The organism is Streptomyces griseicoloratus, from assembly GCF_014534645.1.
GTDB lineage: Bacteria > Actinomycetota > Actinomycetes > Streptomycetales > Streptomycetaceae > Streptomyces > Streptomyces griseicoloratus.
The window spans coordinates 236,997-253,037 of sequence record NZ_JACVQF010000238.1 but is presented as its reverse complement, the minus strand read 5'-3'; the positions used below and the strand labels follow the sequence as shown (position 1 = coordinate 253,037).

Annotated in this window: 15 protein-coding genes; 8 read left to right on the top strand and 7 right to left on the bottom strand. The window is 72.9% G+C overall.

Going from position 1 to position 16,041, the window contains the following annotated elements; translation table 11 throughout:
* Positions 1-224 precede the first annotated feature (224 nt).
* The 5 genes from H0H10_RS38705 to H0H10_RS38685 are packed head-to-tail and all read left to right on the top strand — an operon-like array spanning position 225 to position 4,677.
* Positions 225-767 carry an RNA polymerase sigma factor gene (locus tag H0H10_RS38705; RefSeq protein WP_188185903.1) on the top strand — a complete coding sequence of 181 codons (543 nt, stop codon included), beginning with the start codon at positions 225-227 and terminating at the stop codon, positions 765-767.
* Positions 764-1,600, top strand: coding sequence for a zf-HC2 domain-containing protein (locus H0H10_RS38700; protein WP_188185902.1), 837 nt, complete (start codon positions 764-766; stop codon positions 1,598-1,600). Before H0H10_RS38705 ends, H0H10_RS38700 begins: the two co-directional genes overlap by 4 nt.
* A 40-nt stretch (positions 1,601-1,640) precedes the next feature.
* Positions 1,641-2,501, top strand: a complete 861-nt coding sequence (locus tag H0H10_RS38695; RefSeq protein WP_188185901.1) for an ABC transporter ATP-binding protein — start codon at positions 1,641-1,643, stop codon at positions 2,499-2,501.
* The gene (locus H0H10_RS38690; RefSeq protein WP_188185900.1) at positions 2,498-4,021 is read left to right on the top strand and encodes an ABC transporter permease; all 1,524 of its coding nucleotides are present in this window, start codon (positions 2,498-2,500) and stop codon (positions 4,019-4,021) included. Before H0H10_RS38695 ends, H0H10_RS38690 begins: the two co-directional genes overlap by 4 nt.
* The gene (locus tag H0H10_RS38685; RefSeq protein ID WP_309142006.1) at positions 4,009-4,677 is read left to right on the top strand and encodes an ABC transporter; all 669 of its coding nucleotides are present in this window, start codon (positions 4,009-4,011) and stop codon (positions 4,675-4,677) included. Before H0H10_RS38690 ends, H0H10_RS38685 begins: the two co-directional genes overlap by 13 nt.
* Positions 4,678-4,938: 261 nt before the next feature.
* Here H0H10_RS38685 and mshD read toward each other — a convergent pair whose 3' ends face one another.
* Positions 4,939-5,865, bottom strand: coding sequence for a mycothiol synthase (mshD, locus tag H0H10_RS38680; protein WP_188185899.1), 927 nt, complete (start codon positions 5,863-5,865; stop codon positions 4,939-4,941).
* A gap of 158 nt (positions 5,866-6,023) precedes the next feature.
* Here mshD and H0H10_RS38675 point away from each other — a divergent pair, with 158 nt between their 5' ends.
* Positions 6,024-7,844, top strand: coding sequence for a bifunctional metallophosphatase/5'-nucleotidase (locus H0H10_RS38675; protein ID WP_188185898.1), 1,821 nt, complete (start codon positions 6,024-6,026; stop codon positions 7,842-7,844).
* Between the two features lie 61 nt (positions 7,845-7,905).
* On the opposite strand, the gene H0H10_RS38670 is transcribed toward H0H10_RS38675, so the two are convergent.
* A complete protein-coding gene (locus H0H10_RS38670) occupies positions 7,906-9,978 on the bottom strand; it encodes a pectinesterase family protein (protein ID WP_188185897.1) in 2,073 nt (690 codons plus the stop codon).
* 86 nt (positions 9,979-10,064) lie between these two features.
* On the bottom strand, positions 10,065-10,685 hold the full coding sequence (locus tag H0H10_RS38665; protein WP_188185896.1) for a DUF7691 family protein: 621 nt from the start codon (positions 10,683-10,685) through the stop codon (positions 10,065-10,067).
* Positions 10,686-10,796: 111 nt separating this feature from the next.
* On the opposite strand from H0H10_RS38665, the gene H0H10_RS38660 reads away from it, so the two are divergent.
* Both H0H10_RS38660 and H0H10_RS38655 read left to right on the top strand, forming a co-directional pair.
* Positions 10,797-11,084: a hypothetical protein gene (locus H0H10_RS38660; protein ID WP_188185895.1), complete on the top strand. Its 288-nt coding sequence runs from the start codon at positions 10,797-10,799 to the stop codon at positions 11,082-11,084.
* Complete coding sequence (locus H0H10_RS38655) at positions 11,081-11,479, top strand: PIN domain-containing protein (protein WP_188185894.1); 399 nt, start codon at positions 11,081-11,083, stop codon at positions 11,477-11,479. The genes H0H10_RS38660 and H0H10_RS38655 overlap by 4 nt, the downstream gene beginning before the upstream one ends.
* A 9-nt stretch (positions 11,480-11,488) precedes the next feature.
* On the opposite strand, the gene H0H10_RS38650 is transcribed toward H0H10_RS38655, so the two are convergent.
* The 4 genes from H0H10_RS38650 to H0H10_RS38635 form a co-directional block, all read right to left on the bottom strand.
* On the bottom strand, positions 11,489-12,904 hold the full coding sequence (locus H0H10_RS38650) for a sensor histidine kinase (protein WP_188185893.1): 1,416 nt from the start codon (positions 12,902-12,904) through the stop codon (positions 11,489-11,491).
* On the bottom strand, positions 12,901-13,632 hold the full coding sequence (locus H0H10_RS38645; protein ID WP_188185892.1) for a response regulator transcription factor: 732 nt from the start codon (positions 13,630-13,632) through the stop codon (positions 12,901-12,903). The genes H0H10_RS38650 and H0H10_RS38645 overlap by 4 nt, the downstream gene beginning before the upstream one ends.
* A gap of 93 nt (positions 13,633-13,725) precedes the next feature.
* Positions 13,726-14,805 (bottom strand): S1C family serine protease, encoded by a 1,080-nt coding sequence (locus H0H10_RS38640; protein ID WP_188185891.1) that lies wholly within the window; start codon positions 14,803-14,805, stop codon positions 13,726-13,728.
* Between the two features lie 131 nt (positions 14,806-14,936).
* Positions 14,937-15,959, bottom strand: coding sequence for a LacI family DNA-binding transcriptional regulator (locus H0H10_RS38635; protein WP_309142005.1), 1,023 nt, complete (start codon positions 15,957-15,959; stop codon positions 14,937-14,939).
* Positions 15,960-16,041 lie beyond the last annotated feature (82 nt).

Here is a 16,041-nt window from a genome sequence, read left to right as displayed (position 1 = left end):
CCCCAGTGCCTGAACGGCCTGGGAGGTACCCCCAGGGCGGCACGGGTGGGCGCAGCGGCACCCGGGCAGGGCCGGGCTGCGCGTCCCACCCCCGGCCCGCACCCACGCCGGGTGACCCCTGGGCGTCCTGCTCCGGCGCCGACCCCACCGACGGCGCGGCGGTCCGTGTCGGTGAGAGTCGATGGGGCGTGAACCGGACGGGGCGCGTCGTCCGATGAGGGGGTGTGAGCGAGATGAGAAGCGACGGGGAGCTGCTGCGGGCCGTCGCCGCGGACGGCGACCGGCGCGCCTTCGAGGAGCTGTACCGGCGGTACGCCCCCTGGCTGACCGCCCGCATGCGCAGCCGCTGCGCCGACGCCGGCGTCGTCGACGACGTCGTACAGGAGACCTTTCTCGCGGTGTGGCGGGGCAGCGCCCGGTACCGGGAGGACGGGGACGTCGCCGGGTGGCTGTGGCGCATCGGGTCCCGGCGGCTCGTGGACGCGCTGCGCGGCGACGGGGCGCGGGGACGGCTGCGGCAGGCGCTGGCGCGGCTGCGGCACCGGGAGGAGGTCTCGGCGGAGGAGCGCGTGCTCGCGGGCGTGGAGCACGGTGACCTCGCCGGCGCGCTCGTCCGGCTGTCGCCGGAGCTGCGCGCGGTGCTCCAGGCCACGGTCGTCGACGGGCTGACCACCCGCGAGGCGGCCGTCCTGCTCGGCATCCCGCCGGGCACGGTCAAGACGCGGGCCATGCGGGCCCGCAAGCAGCTGCGGGAGGCCCTGGCATGACCTGGCACGTCGACGAAGAGGACCTGCGCGGCTACGCCCGCGGGGAGCTGGCACCGCCCGCGCTGTGGTCCGCCGATGCGCATCTGGTCGCCTGTGAGCGGTGCCGGGGCGTTCTCGCCGAGTTCGGTGACGCGGGGGCCCTTCAGGCCGGCTGGGAGCGGCTGGATGCCGAGTTGGACGCGCCGCGGCCGGGTCGGTTCGAGGGGCTGCTGGTGCGGCTCGGCGTCGCCGACCACACGGCGCGGCTGCTCGCCGCCACCCCCGTGCTGCGCCGCTCGTGGCTCGGCGCCGTCGTCGCCGTGCTCGTGACGACCTTCCTCGTGGCCTTCTCGGCGGGCGCGGCGGACTCGCCCACGCTGTTCCTCGCCTTCGCGCCGCTGCTGCCGCTGGCCGGGGTGGCGCTGGCGTACGGGCCCGGGCTGGACCCGACGTACGAGATGGCGGTCGTGTCGCCGACGCACGGCTTCCGGCTGCTGATGATCCGTACGGTCGCCGTGCTCGTCGTCGGGCTGGGGCTCAACGGCCTCGCCACCCTCGCTCTGCCCGACTACGGGCTGCGGGCGCTGGCCTGGCTGCTGCCCGCCCTCGCCCTCACCGTCTCCGGGCTGGCGCTGGCGCCCCGGCTGGGTCCGGTGGCCGCGCCGTCCGTGGTCGGCGCGGTGTGGGTCGCGGTGCTGTTCGCCGCCAACGCCGCGCAGACGAGCGCCGGCGATCCGCTCGCGCCGTTCACCGCGGCCGGGCAGGGCGTGTCCGCGGTCCTCGCCGGTGCGGGTGCCGGGCTGCTGTTCCTGTTCCGCGACCGCTTCGACGTCTTTCCGAGGGGGGCCGCGTGATCGCCGTCCTCCGTGGTTCCTTCGTGTACGGGAGTGCCGTATGACCTTCACCGTCTCCGCCTCCGGGCTCAGCCTCCACTACGGAGGCACCCGTGCCCTCGACGACGTGTCGCTGCGGCTGACCGCGGGCGTCACCGGGCTGCTCGGGCCCAACGGGGCCGGCAAGACCACCCTGCTGCGGGTGCTGGCGACGGCCGTGCCGCCGGACCGGGGGGCCTTCACCGTGCTCGGGCACGATCCGGGCAGTGCGCGCGGGCGGCAGGAGGTACGGCGCCGGCTGGGGTACCTCCCGCAGACGCCCGGCTTCCACCCGGACTTCACCGCCTTCGAGTTCGTGGACTACGTGGCGATCCTGAAGGAGCTGACCGACCGTGGCGCCCGGCACCGCGAGGTGCGACGGGTGCTGGAGGAGGTCGGCCTCGGTGATGTGCGCGGGCGGCGGATCAGGAAGCTGTCCGGCGGGATGCGGCAGCGGGTCGCGCTGGCGGCCGCGCTCGTCGGTGACCCCGGGTTCCTGGTGCTCGACGAGCCGACCGTCGGTCTGGACCCCGAGCAACGGATGCGGTTCCGGGAGCTGATCGCCCGGGCCGGGGAGGGGCGGACGGTGCTGCTGTCCACCCACCAGACCGAGGACGTGGCGATGCTCTGCCACCGGGTGCTGGTCATGGCGTCCGGCGCCGTGCGTTTCGACGGCACGCCGGCCGAGCTGACCGCTCGCGCGGAGGGGCGGGTGTGGAGCAGCACAGAGCGGGACCCGGGCGCGAAGGCCGGGTGGCGTACGGGGACGGGGTCCTTCCGGAACGTGGGGGAGCCGCCCGCGGGTGCCGAGCTGCTGGAACCGACCCTGGAGGACGGCTACCTGCTCACCCTCGACGGCACGGGCGCGGAGGTGGCGGCGTGAGCGCGGTGCTGGAGGTACCGGCGGAGGCGGGGAGTCCTTCGCGCGGTGGTGCGCGGGCGGCCGTGCTCGCCCTCGCGCGGTTCGAGGCGCGCAGGCTGCTGCTGAGCGTTCCCGTCGCCGTCGCCTTCGTCGGGTACGTCGTCTGGATCGTGTGGCACGGGCGGAACACGTGGGACGGCTACCCCGCCCTCCAGGACGCCGACCGCGCCACCCAGAACATGCCCATGCTCGTGGGCCTCGCCGTCCTGCTGAGCGCCAACCTCGCCGTACTGCGCTCCTGGCGCCACGGCACGGAGAGCCGGTTCGCGGCGCTGGTGGTGTCCCCCTGGTCCCGTACGGCGGCCCATGCGCTGTCCGTCGTGCCGGCCGCCCTGCTCACGGCGGTGTGCGTGGCCGGCCAGTTCACCCGGGAGGCACTCAAGCCCGGCGCGGTCGGGCACGGTTCGCCCGCCGAGCTGCTCGTCGGCCCGCTGACCGTACTGCTGTTCGGCGTGCTCGGGGTGCTCGTGGCCCGTCTGGTGCGCTCGGCGTGGGCCGCGCCGCTGGCGGTGGTGTGCCTGCTGTTCCTGTTCGTGCTCGGTACGGGCCCGTCCGGCACGGACGGCGTCTCGTGGCTCGCGCCGGTCGTCACCGAGCCGAGCACCAAGACCCTGCCCTCCGCACTGCTGGGCCGGCCGGCCGCCTGGCACGCCCTGTACCTGGCGGGCGCGGCCCTGACCCTGGCCTTCCTGGCGGTGCTGGCCGCCGGCGGGCGGAGCCGGACCGTCAAGGCGGGCGTCGCGCTGAGCCTCGCCCTGGCGCTGACCGGCGGGATCGCCCAGGCCGCGCGGATGTCGCCGTCGCCGGAGCTGACCGCGGCCCGGGAGCGCGCCTCGGTGAGCCCGGAGAAGGAGCAGACCTGCGTCGAGCGGGGCGGGTCCCGGTACTGCGCGTTCCCCGAGTGGACGGCCCGGACCGGGGCCTGGGCCGGCGTGGTGGACGAGGTCAGGTCCCTCGCGGGCGGCTCCGCTCACGGGCAGCGGCTGGTCGTACGGCAGCGGCTCGACGCCCGCTACGGGCTGGAGGGCGACGCCGCGCTCGCTCCGTCGGAGGCCGCGCACCAGGTGACCGTGGGCACCTCCTGGGGCGGCAACCGGGTCCCGGAGTTCTCCACCGCCGTCGCCGCCGTGCTGGTCGCGGGCAGCGAGAAGGCGAGCGGCGGGATGTGCGACGGGCGGATGGTCACCGTCATGTGGCTCTCCCTGAGCTGGCAGGACGACCCGCTGGGCGCCCTGCGCCGGGTCCGTCTCGACGACAGCCTGAGCGGCTCCGCGGTCGTGCTGTCGCCCACCGATCCGCTGACGATGACGGAGGGGCAGACGGACGTCGTACGCCGCCTGCTCGGCGAGCCCCGGGCCGCCGTCGCGCAGCGGGTGAAGGCGCACTGGGCCGAGCTGACCTCGCCGGGCGTCACGACGGCACGGGCGGCGGAGCTGCTGGGCGTGAAGGGTCCCGAGAAGGCGGACTCGTGCGAGGAGTGACGTGGGCCCTGGCGGGCCCGGTGCGGCGGACGCTGCCGTGGCGGGCGCTGGGGGCCGCCGGTGCCGTCGGGCTGCTGATCGCCGGGGTGCCGCGGCTGACGGGCGCGCAGCCGAACCCCTGGCAGACGCTCGTCCTGCTGCGCGGGATCGCCCTGGTCGGCGCGCTGGGGCTGGCCTTCCTGCTGGACGATCCCGCCCGGCACGTCACCGCCGCCGTACCGACCCGGCGTCCCGTGCGGCAGGCGCTCCGGGCGGCCCTCGTCGCACCGCTCGTCGCCCTGTGGTGGACGGCTGTGCTGCTGCTCGCCCCGCCGGCGTCCCGGCCGCCGGCCGCCGGCATCACCCTGGAGGCTGCGGTGACGTGCGTGTTCGCGCTCGCCGGTGCCGCGGCGGCGGTACGCCTGAGGGACGAGCCCCGGCCGGGGCCGGGCGTCGCGGCGGCCCTGCTGGTCTCGGCCGCACTCGCGCCGCTGCTGGCACCGGAGAGCTGGGCGCTGTTCGTGCCCTCGGCCGACGAGCGGTGGGCCGCGGCCCACGACCGGTGGGCGGTGCTGCTCGTGGTGGCGGTGGTGGGGTGGGGGGTGTGCGGCCCGGAGCCGGTGGCGCGCCGACGACGGCGGGCGACCGCCGCCCGGGCGGCGGGTGGGGCCGGGTGACGGTCGTGCCCGTCGGCCGAGGGTGGGGGCACCGTCGTGCGGCCGGTGGGTGGGACCGGGTGGCCGCTGTGTGGTGAGTGGGCGGGGACGAGCGTCGTGCGGTGAGTCGGTGGAGGGACTGCCGTGCGGTGAGCGGCCGGCGGTGACCGTCACGCGGTGAGGCGGACGGGAGTGACTGCCGCGCGGTGAGGCGGCGGAGACTGACCGTCGCGCGGTGGCCGGGCGGTCGTGGTCGCCGCCCCGGTCAGCCCGTCACGTCTGTCACGTCTCCGTGCGGTACATCAGGTCCGTCTCGTGGGTCACGAAGCCCAGCCGCTCGTAGACGGACACCGCCGCCGTGTTGTCGGCGTCGACGTACAGCATCGCCGTGGGCAGGCCCAGCCCGGCCAGGTGCCGCAGGCCGATGGAGGTCAGGGCCTTGCCGAGGCCGCCGCCCTGGGCGTCGGGGCGGATGCCGAGGACGTACACCTCGCCGAGCTGCTCGGCGGCGTGCACCTTGGTCCAGTGGAAGCCGATCAGCTCGCCGCCCCGCTCGGCCAGGAAGAAGCCGGCCGGGTCGAACCAGGACTCGGCCTTGCGGTCGTCGAGGTCCCGCTGGGTGAGGGCCCCCTGCTCGGGATGGTGGGCGAAGGCGGCGGCGTTCACGGCGAGCCAGGCCGCGTCGTCCCGGCCGGGGACGAAGGTCCGTACCGTCACGCCCTCCGGCAGCACCGGCTCGGGCAGGTCGAGGTCCGCCAACGGACGCCGCATCTGACGGAGTTCGCGGAAGAGGGTCAGGCCGAGGACCTGGGCGAGGTGGCGGGCCGCGGAGTGGCCGCCGTGCGCCCACACCCGCAGCCGCTTGCCCGAGGCGCCGAGCAGCGCCGCCCCGAGCGACCGTCCGTGCCCCTGCCCCCGGTGGGAGGGATGGACGACCAGCTCGGCGGCGGGCGGCTCGACCGGGTCGGTGTCCTCCAGCTGGGCGTAGCCGACGAGTTCGCCGTCGACGGTGAGCAGCAGATGCGACACGCCCTCGCGTGCGCCCCCGCGCAGCTGCAGCCGCCCCTGTTCGGACACGGCCTGCTGACCGTCGTTCCGGGCGGCCTCGTCGAGCAGCCGGAGGACGGCCTCGGTCTGGTCCGAAGAGAGCGCGGAGTACGTGTCGATCGAACGGGGGCGGCCGGGTCGCACGGTGTCGTCGCTGGTCATGCGTACGAGGGTAAGGGGCGGGCCCGGCAAAGTGGTGGCAGAAGCTAGACCAGGATGTAACCCGGAACCCCCTGTCGCGCTACGCGCGTTGACTCTAGGCTGCGCCGACGGGCCGTCACGTCGGCGGCCCCCAGCGACGCAGACCCACAGGGGGGCGCATGCCAGCCACAGCTCAGTCGTACCGACAGCGCCGCAGACGGCGTACGAACCGTCTCCTCGCGGTCGCCGCCGGCGCCGTCACCGCCGGGGCGCTCGCCGCGGCCGCGCTGCCGGGTACGGCGAGCGCGGGCGAGGCCGGAAGGGGCCACGGCGGCCACGAGCCCGGCCGCTACCAGGACGTCCAGCTCCTGTCCTTCAACGACCTGCACGGCAACCTGGAGCCGCCGGCCGGTTCCTCCGGCCGGGTCACCGAGGTCCAGCCGGACGGCACGACGAAGACGGTCGACGCGGGCGGCGTGGAGTACCTGGCGACCCATCTGCGCCAGGCCCGCAAGGGCAACCCGTACTCCATCACCGCGGCCGGCGGCGACATGGTCGGCGCCTCCCCGCTGCTGTCGGGGCTCTTCCACGACGAGCCGACGATCGAGGCGCTCAACAAGCTCGACCTGGACGTCACGTCCGTCGGCAACCACGAGTTCGACGAGGGCGCCAGGGAACTGGCCCGTCTGCAGAACGGCGGCTGCCACCCCACCGAGGGCTGCTACACGGACAAGGAGTTCGAGGGCGCCGACTTCCCCTACCTCGCCGCGAACGTCCTGGACGAGAAGACCGGCAAGCCCGTCCTCGCGCCGTACTGGGTGTGGAAGAACAACGGCGTCAAGGTCGGCTTCATCGGCGTGACCCTGGAGGGCACCCCGGACATCGTGTCGGCGGAGGGCGTGAAGGGCCTGTCCTTCAAGGACGAGGTCGAGACGATCAACAAGTACGCCAAGGTGCTCCAGGGACAGGGCGTGAAGTCGATCGTGGCCCTGATCCACGAGGGCGGCTTCCCGGCCTCGACCTCCTACAACTACGACTGCGACTCCCCGGGCGCCGGCGACGGCATATCCGGACCGATCGTCGACATCGCCAAGAACGTCACGCCCCAGGTGGACGCGCTGGTCACCGGCCACACCCACAACGCGTACGTCTGCACGATCGACGACCCGGCGGGCAAGCCGCGCATGGTCACCTCGGCCGCGTCCTTCGGCCGTCTCTACACGGACACCACGCTCACCTACGACCGGTGGACGGGCGACATCGCCCGCACGGCGGTGAAGTCGGCCAACCACGTCGTGACGAGGGACGTCCCGAAGGCCCCGGACATGACGTCGCTGATCGACAGGTGGAACACCCTCGCCGCCCCCATCGGCAACCGCCCCATCGGCTACATCTCCGGCGACATCGGCAACACCGGCACCGAGTCCCCGCTCGGCGACCTGATCGCCGACGCGCAACTGGCGTACGGGAAGGAGCTGGACCCGGAGACCGACCTCGCCCTGATGAACTCCGGCGGCATCCGGGCACCGCTGACCTACGCGGCCAAGGCCGGTGAGGACGACGGTGTGGTGACGTACGCCGAGGGCTTCACGGTGCAGCCGTTCGCCAACACGGTGAACCTCCAGGACTTCACGGGCGCTCAGGTCATCCAGGTGCTCAAGGAGCAGGTGAGCGGGTCGAACGCGGAGGCGCCGAAGATCCTCCAGGTCTCGTCCGGCCTGACGTACACCCTGGACCTGACGAAGACGGGCGCCGACCGCGTGGTCACGGACTCCATCCGCCTGAACGGTGCGGCCATCGACCCGGCGGCCACCTACCGCGTCGCGACGAACAGCTTCCTCGCGGGCGGCGGCGACGGCTTCCCCACGCTGGGTCAGGGCACGAACGACGTCGTCGGCGCGGACGACCTGAAGGCCCTGGAGCAGTACCTGACGGCCAACTCCTCGGCCACCGCCCCGATCGCTCCGCCCGCGGCGGACCGGATCACGATCGTGGGGTAGCGCTCCGCGGTGTTCGCAGCGGGCCCACGGACGCCGGCCGTCCGGGGCCCGCTCGCTTTCCTCACGCAGCCGTGGGCACCCAGTCCCCGAGCCAGTCCGCGACCTCCTGGCCGGCGGCCTGCGCGTCGGTCAGGTGAGGGCGGTCGCCGCTCGCGGCGCCCGCGCCCGGGCCGGTGTTCCGGTACTCGGCGAAGCGGTCGTCCCTCCAGGAGAAGCCGCTCATGTCGGTCCAGGGAGCGGTACGGACCGCCGCGCTGAGGGTGGTGTTGCGGACCGTGGTCTGCGGGTCGAGGGACGCGTCGCCGCCCGCGTGCCAGGGACGGCCGAGGTGGAAGGTGCGGTCGGCCACGTCACCGTTGACCGTGGAGTTGGCGATGAGGATGCCCTTGCGGTTCGCGGGCGTGCTGGGGGCCGTGACGTATCCGGCGGAGGTGCCGTCCCAGCGCTTCTTCAGCGTGATGACGGACCGGTCGATCACGGCGGTCGCCCGGCCGAAGATGAAGTCGACGTTGCCGGTGACGTAGGAGTTGGTCATGTAGACCCGGCCGAGCCGGTCCTTGGCCGCGGTGTCCACGAGCAGGGTGTCCTGGTCGCCGTTGACGATGATCCCGTCGAGGAACACCTTGTCGGCGGCGGTGCGCAGGGCGACGGCCTGGTGGCCGGACAGGGACTGGTTCGCCTTCTCGTCGAAGTCGTTGGTGACGGTCAGGTTGCGGGCCTGGAAGTCGTCGGCCTCGACGGCGACGGTGGCGCTGCCGGCGGTGCCGTACGTGCCCGACCCGTCCGGCTTCGGCGTGCCCGCCGCGTTCCCGTAGGTGATGACGGTGTCCTTGCGGCTGCCGCCGGTGCCCTGGATGGTGACGTGCGGTTTGTTCGAGGGCACCTTCACGGTCTCGCGGTACGTGCCGGGCTTGACGGCGATCACCACGCGGGAGGGGTTGTTCGCGGGGACGGCGTTCACGGCGGCCTGCACGGTCCTGTACTGCCCGCTGCCGTCCCGGGCGACGGTGAGGGTGGTGGCGGCGGCCTTGGCGACGGCGGTCGTCCCGGTGGAACCGCGCGGACCGGCACCGGACTTGAGCAGCGCCGGCACGTCCGCCGCCTTGTCGGGCGTGTAGGCGTAGTACGCCTTCGGGTCGAAGGCCGTGCCGCCGCTCTCGTTGCGGCCGCTGGTGCCGGAGAAGACGTTGCCGCGCTGGACGACCGTCGCGGTGGCGTCCTTGATGACGGGGTTGTTCACGCCCTGGAAGTAGCTGTTCTCCAGGACCATCGCCGTCCTGCCGCGCGCGTAGTTGCCGTAGGAGGAGGTGATGTCCGTCCCCGGGGTGTCCTCCAGGTAGTTGTTGTAGAGGTGCGCGTGGGCGGCGTTGTCGGTGGACGGGTTGCGCTGCTCGGTCTCGCGGAACCAGTTGTGGTGGATCGTGATGTCCGTCTTGACGTTCTCGGTCCAGCCGATGCCGAACGTCTTGTTGTTGTTGCTGAGTTTGTTCCACGACACGGTGACGTTGGTGCTGTCCTTGCGGACGTCGATCAGGCCGTCCGCCATGTGCCGCAGGTCGTTGTGGTCGATCCAGACGTGGTGGGCCCCGTCCATCTGGACCGCGTCGAAGTCGTGGTCCTTGTCGTTCCAGACGCCCTGGTACGAGTCCCGGATGGTCAGGTTCCGGATGATCACGTTGTGCACGCCGGTGCCGAGGAAGAAGCCGCCGCCGACGATGTGCCCCGAGGTGCCCGACCCGACGATGGTCTTGTCGGACTGGACCTTGATCTCCTTCCCGACGGGCGACATGGTGATGGTCCCGGCCACGACGATGACGTACGGCTCCGCGGCGGTGGCGTACTTCTCCAGCTCGGCCTGCGTCCGCACGGTCACGGTCTGCCCGTCCCGGCCGCCGTACGTGCCGTTCTGGCCGAGTGCGTCGACCGAGGCGAAGCCGTCGGCGGTCTCGGCCGCCCAGGCGGGCGCGGCGGTGGCGGCGGCGGACGCCTGCCGGGCGGCGCCTTCGCCGAGGAGGCCGGCGTCCGTGCCGTAGGCCAGGGTCCCGGCGGCGGTCAGCGCCAGGGGGAGGCCGACCGCCAGGGCTGTGCGCCTCTTGCGGTGACGGTTCCTGCTGCGGGTGCGGGTGTCGCTCACGGCAACTTCCGTTCAGGTGGGGGACTGGGATCACCTGTTGGTCGCTGCCGACGGAGGAGAGGTTGCCGCGTCGGCCGGCACAGCCGTCAGGAGCGGAAGCCGATGACTCCGAAGCCGGGCCGGGCCTGTGCGTGCCGCATCCAGCCGAGGCACTGCATGACGGCCTCCACGACGGCGGGCTCGAGCGGCGGGGCCTGGCCGGATTCGTCGACGGCGCGCTTGGTGGCCTCGAACTGCTCCAGGGCCTGCGTGATGCGCTCGGGCGTCCACTCGCCGCTGCCCGGCATGTACGTGTACGGCAGCGGAGCGGGCAGATCGCTGTAACCGAAGTCCTCCACGGAGACGGCCGTGATGCCCAGGGCCCTCAGGCCCTCGTCGACGACGGAGAGCCAGTCGCCCCGGTGGGGCGTGAAGCAGGAGTTGTCCAGGAACGAGCCGGTGAGCGAGCACAGCCGCTTGTACGCGTAGCCGTACTGGAAGGCGTGGTCCTTGTCGTCGCTGAACGGCCCGCCGTTGACGACCGCGCGCAGTGCCTCGTACGCCGTGGGAGCGCCGTCCGCGATGGCGTCGCCGAAGTAGTCGTCGTCGCGGGCGAGGTCGTCACCGAAGTTGGTGCGTATCACCTCCAGCAGCTGCTCGTCGCGGGAACCGACGAGTGCACGGGTGGCGGACACGTCGAGAAGGTAGACGCTCAGGGAGGAACTCATGGGTCACAACCTAGGTGCTCCCACTGACATCGGGTTCGACGAGGAACGTCCTTCGGGTGAACCGGCCGACGGTATGCGTCCGCGAGGTTGTGGTGTGACTATGGTGGCGCCATGGCTGAGAACACGACCATTCAGGTGTCCCGCAAGGCACGCGACCACCTCGCGCAGGTGGCCAAGGAGCGGGGGATGACGCTCGGGCAGCTCGTGGAGCAGCTGGCCGCCGAGCAGCCGACGGCGGAGCAGATCGCGGAGCGGGTGGCGGCCACGCGCAAGGTGCTGCGCGAACGGCTCGGCTGCACGCTCAGCGACGAGGAGTTCGACAGCGGCCCGAACGTGCTGGCCAACGTCTATGCCGTGGCGGCGGAGAAGGCTCGCGCCCTCCGGGAGCGGGCCGCGTGATCATTCTCGACACGTCTGCGGCCCTCGCGCTCGCTCACGGTCACGAGGGACTTCACCGCCTCGCGGACAACATCGCGCACACCCCCGGTGACTGGCTGCACCTACCGGCGCTCTGCCTCCTGAAGGCCGAGGAGAGCGACGCGGGCGTCGGCGGCGCGCTTCTCGCGCTGCCGGGCCTGCGAGTCGATCCACTCAACCAGCTCGCGGCCGTCACCGTCGGGGGGATGGTGCGCGACGGCTGGGGCGGCGCGGACACCTGCCACGCCCTCTACGTCGCCACGCCGCACCTCGAGTCGGGCGGCATGTCGATCATCCTCACCGGACGGGAGGACGCCTACGCGCCAGGCTTCCTCACCGTGGACATCGACTCCCCCGGCATGCTCGGTTCCCACTGAGTGCCGTGGTCAGGATCCCGGCGGCGGCACCGGCGCCCCCGGCAGCCGTACCGTCGCCACCGTCCCGCCGCCCCCGTCCCCGGCCGGGGCCAGCGTCACCTCGCCGCCCGCCTGCTGCACCGTGCGCGCCACGATCGACAGGCCGAGCCCCGAGCCGGGCAGCGCGCGTGCCGACGGTGAGCGCCAGAAACGGTCGAAGACGTGCGGAAGTTCCTCGGCGGGGATGCCGGGGCCGTGGTCGCGGACGGTGAGGACGCCGTCGGCGAGGCGTACGTCGATCGTGCCGCCCTCCGGGCTGAACTTCACCGCGTTGTCCAGGATGTTCACCACCGCCCGCTCCAGCGCGGACGGCTCCGCGCGCACGTACCAGGGCTGGACGTCGGCGGTGATCGTCAGCTCCGGGCCGCGCAGCCGGGCGCGGCGCAGGGCCGACTCGACCACGTCCTGCCAGGCGAGGATCTGTGTCCTGCCCGCGTGCTGGCCGGGGTCGGGCCGGGACAGCTCCTGGAGGTCGCCGATGAGCGCGGCCAGCTCGGTCATCTGCGCCTTCACGGAGGCGAGCAGCGCCTTGCGGTCGGCCTCGGGGAGGGGCCTTCCGGTCTCCTCGCTGCGGGTGAGCAGCTCGATGTTCGTCCGGAGGGAGGTGAGGGGGGTGCGCAGTTCGTGACCGGCGTCCGCGATGAGCTGCTGCTGCAGGTCACGGGAGCTGGCCAGGGAGGAGGTCATGGAGTTGAAGGAGCGGGAGAGACGGGCGACCTCGTCGTCGGAGTCGTCCTCGACGGGGATGCGGACGGTGAGGTCCTCGGTGCGGGCCACGTGTTCCACGGCGCGGGTCAGTTCGTCGACGGGACGCAGACCGGCGCGGGCCACCCACAGGCCGGCGGCGCCGGCACCGACGACACCCGCGCCCGCGACGAAGAGGAGCACCAGCGCCAGATGGTTGAGCGAACTGGTCACCTCGCCCAGCGGCCGTGCCGCGGAGACGGCGACGCCCTGCAGACGGGGCACGGTGTAGGTGAAGACGCGGTACTTGGTGCCGTCGGAGCCGATGGCGTCGTGCAGGGTGTCGGGGGACTCGCCCTCGGCCACGGCGTGGTCGGCGTCGGTGAGCGGGACCAGCTCCTTGCCGATGATGAGGCAGCTCCCGCCCTCCCGGTCCACGAGCTGTACGGACGAGCCGAACGGGTTCTGCTCGTGCGTGAGGGGTTCGTGGGCGCACAGGCCGGTGCGCAGGTTGACGTACTGGCTCACCTGCTGGCTGTCCATGCGGTTCGCCTTCAGGGCCTCGTCCAGCGAGCTGACCAGCACGCTCTTCACCACGAACCAGCACGCCACCGCGGCCGCGGTCACCGCGAACGCCACCGCCGCCGCCACCAGCAGGGCCAGGCGCGAGCGCAGGGGCAGGCCGCGGAACCGTCTGATCACTCCGCGCCGCCCTGCCGCAGTACATAACCCACGCCCCGGACGGTGTGCACGAGCCGCGGCTCGCCGGCCGCCTCTGTCTTGCGGCGCAGGTACATCACGTACACGTCGAGGGAGTTGGACGACGGCTCGAAGTCGAAGCCCCAGACGGCCTTCAGGATCTGCTCCCGGGTGAGGACCTGGCGCGGGTGTGCCATGAACATCTCCAGGAGGGTGAACTCCGTGCGGGTCAGCTCCACCGTCCGCCCGCCCCGCGTGACCTCCCGCGTCCCCAGGTCCATGCTCAGGTCGGCGAAGCGGAGGACGTCGTCCTCCTCGGAGGCCGCCACCGCCGCCGCGTAGGAGCTGCGGCGCAGCAGCGCGCGGATGCGGGCGAACAGTTCGTCCAGCTCGAAGGGCTTGACCAGGTAGTCGTCGGCCCCGGCGTCCAGGCCGGTCACCCGGTCGCCGACCGTGTCGCGGGCCGTCAGCATCAGGATCGGGGTCGTGTCGCCGGCGCCGCGGATCCGGCGGGCGGCGGTCAGGCCGTCCATACGGGGCATCTGGATGTCGAGGACGACCAGGTCGGGCCGGTACGCCACCGCCTTCTCCAGGGCGTCGGCGCCGTCGACGGCGACCTCGGTGTCGTACCCCTCGAAGGCGAGGCTGCGCTGGAGGGCTTCGCGGACCGCCGGCTCGTCGTCGACGATCAGGATCCGCTGGGTGTCACGGTCGCCTTCTGCGGGGCTCATGGTCTCGGGTTCCTCGGGTGCGGTGGGGACACGGGGCGCTGAACGCCTTCAGCGTCGCACGTTCACAGGAGGCGGGGAAAAGACGGTCGCCGCTCAGTTGCCGGCGCCCGCCCGCAGGTCGGCCAGGTCGGCCTTGACCGTGTTGATCGGGATGGCGAAGCCGAGGCCCACGCTGCCCGCGTCCGCGGACGAGGAGGAGCCGGCCGCCGAGTACATCGCGGAGTTGATGCCGATGATGTTGCCGTTCATGTCGATCAGCGCACCGCCGGAGTTGCCCGGGTTGAGGGACGCGTCGGTCTGGATCGCCTTGTACGTCGTCGTGGACGAGCCGGTGTCGCCGTTGAACTCCTGGCCGCCGAACTCGAACGGCCAGCCGCCGCCCTGCCGCTGCTGTTGCTGCTGCCGGCCCTCGTCCGTGGAGACGGTCACGTCCCGGTCCAGGGCCGAGACGATGCCGCTGGTGACGGTGCCGGTCAGGCCCTCGGGCGAGCCGATCGCCACGACCTCGTCGCCGACCCGTACGCCGTCGGAGTCGCCGAGGGTGGCCGCCTTCAGCCCGGAGGCGTCCTCCAGCTTGATCAGCGCCAGGTCCTTGGAGCTGTCGGTGCCGACGACCTCGGCGGTGTACTCCTTGCCGTCGCTGGTGGTCACCTCGACCGACGAGGCACCGGAGACGACGTGGTTGTTGGTGATGATCTCGCCGTCGCCGGTGATGATCACGCCGGAGCCGGTGGAGGAGCCGGCGTTCGAGGTGGCGCTGATCTCGACGATGCTCGGACTGACCGCCTTGGCGACCCCGGCGACCGTGCCCCGGTCGCTGGAGGGCACCACGTTGGTGCTGGTGGAGCTGGAGGCGACGGTGTCGCTGCCGGTCAGCTCCTGGATGCCGTACGCGGTGCCGCCGCCGATGGCCGCCGCGACGATCGCGACGGCCGCGAGCAGGGCGACCGGGCCGCGCCGGGCCCCTCGCTTCCCGCGCGGACCGCCGGGCTCCCCGGCCGCCGGCGGCACGGGCGGCTGCGCCGGCGGGGGCGGCCACTCGGGGCTCACCGGGCTCATCGGGCTCGCCTGGCTCACCGGGTTCACGGGAGCGGAGGCGTGCTGCTGCGTTCCCTGGTACGGGTTCTCGTGCGCGTGCTCGTACTCGCCGCTGTGGCGGAGGCTCTCGGTCATGTCCACGAGCATGTCCGCCGACGATGAGAGCTTCCTGAGTGCTGTCTGAGAAGCCCGGCAGAACCTCGTATGCCCGATATAAAGAGCCCTCTGCCGCTGCACAAGGCCCTGTGCCGCCGGATCGCCGGAGGCTACTGGCAGCCGCAGGACTGCCGCAGCACCAGCCGCGACGGGAACACCTTCAGCCGCTCCCGCCGAGAGCCCGCGACCCGCAGCCCGTCGTCCAGGACCAGGTCCACGGCGGCCCGCGCCATCGCCGACCGGTCCGAGGCGACCGTGGTCAGCGGCGGGTCGGCCAGCGCGGCCTCCTTGATGTCGTCGAACCCGGCGACCGCCAGCTCGCCGGGGACGTCGATGCGCAGCTCGCGGGCCGCGCGCAGCAGGCCGATCGCCTGGTCGTCGGTGGAGCAGAAGATGGCGGGCGGACGGCGGGGACCGGAGAGGATCTCCAGGGCCACCCGGTAGGCGTCGTAGCGGTTGTACGGCGCCTCGAAGAGCCGTCCCTCGGTGGAGAGACCGGCCTCCTTCATCGCGCGCTTCCAGCCCTCGACGTGGTCGGAGACGGGGTCGCCGACGGCGGGCGTCTCCGCGGTGCCGCCCATGCAGGCGACGTACTCGTAGCCGTGTTCCAGCAGGTGGCGTACGGCGAGCTGGGCGCCGCCGAGGTCGTCGGTGACGACGGCGACGTCGTCGATGGCCTCGGGGCGCTCGTGCAGCAGGACGACCCGGGCGTCCCACGCCTCGATCTCGGCGGCGGCCAGGTCGTTCAGGGCGTGGCTGACCAGGATGAGGCCGGACACCCGCATGCCGAGGAACGCGCGCAGGTAGTGGACCTCGCGTTCGCCGACGTAGTCGGAGTTGCCGACGAGCACCATCTTGCCGCGCTCGGACGCGGCCCACTCCACCGCGTGCGCCATCTCCGCGAAGAAGGGCTGGCGCGCGTCCGGCACGATCAGACCTATGAGGTCCGTGCGCCGTGACGCCATCGCCTGGGCGACCCGGTCGGGCCGGTACCCCAGCTCCTTGATCGCGGCGAGGACACGCTCGCGCGTGGCCGGGGCGACCGGCCGGGGTCCGTTGTTGATGACGTAGCTGACCACGGCAGTGGAGGTCCCTGCCAGCCGCGCCACATCATCCCGAGTCACCTTGGCCACGCGCGGAGTCTACGCGGATGGACCCGCTCTGGGCAGGGCGTATCACAGCTTGGATTAAGCCCCGGCCCTCGGGGCTCCGCCC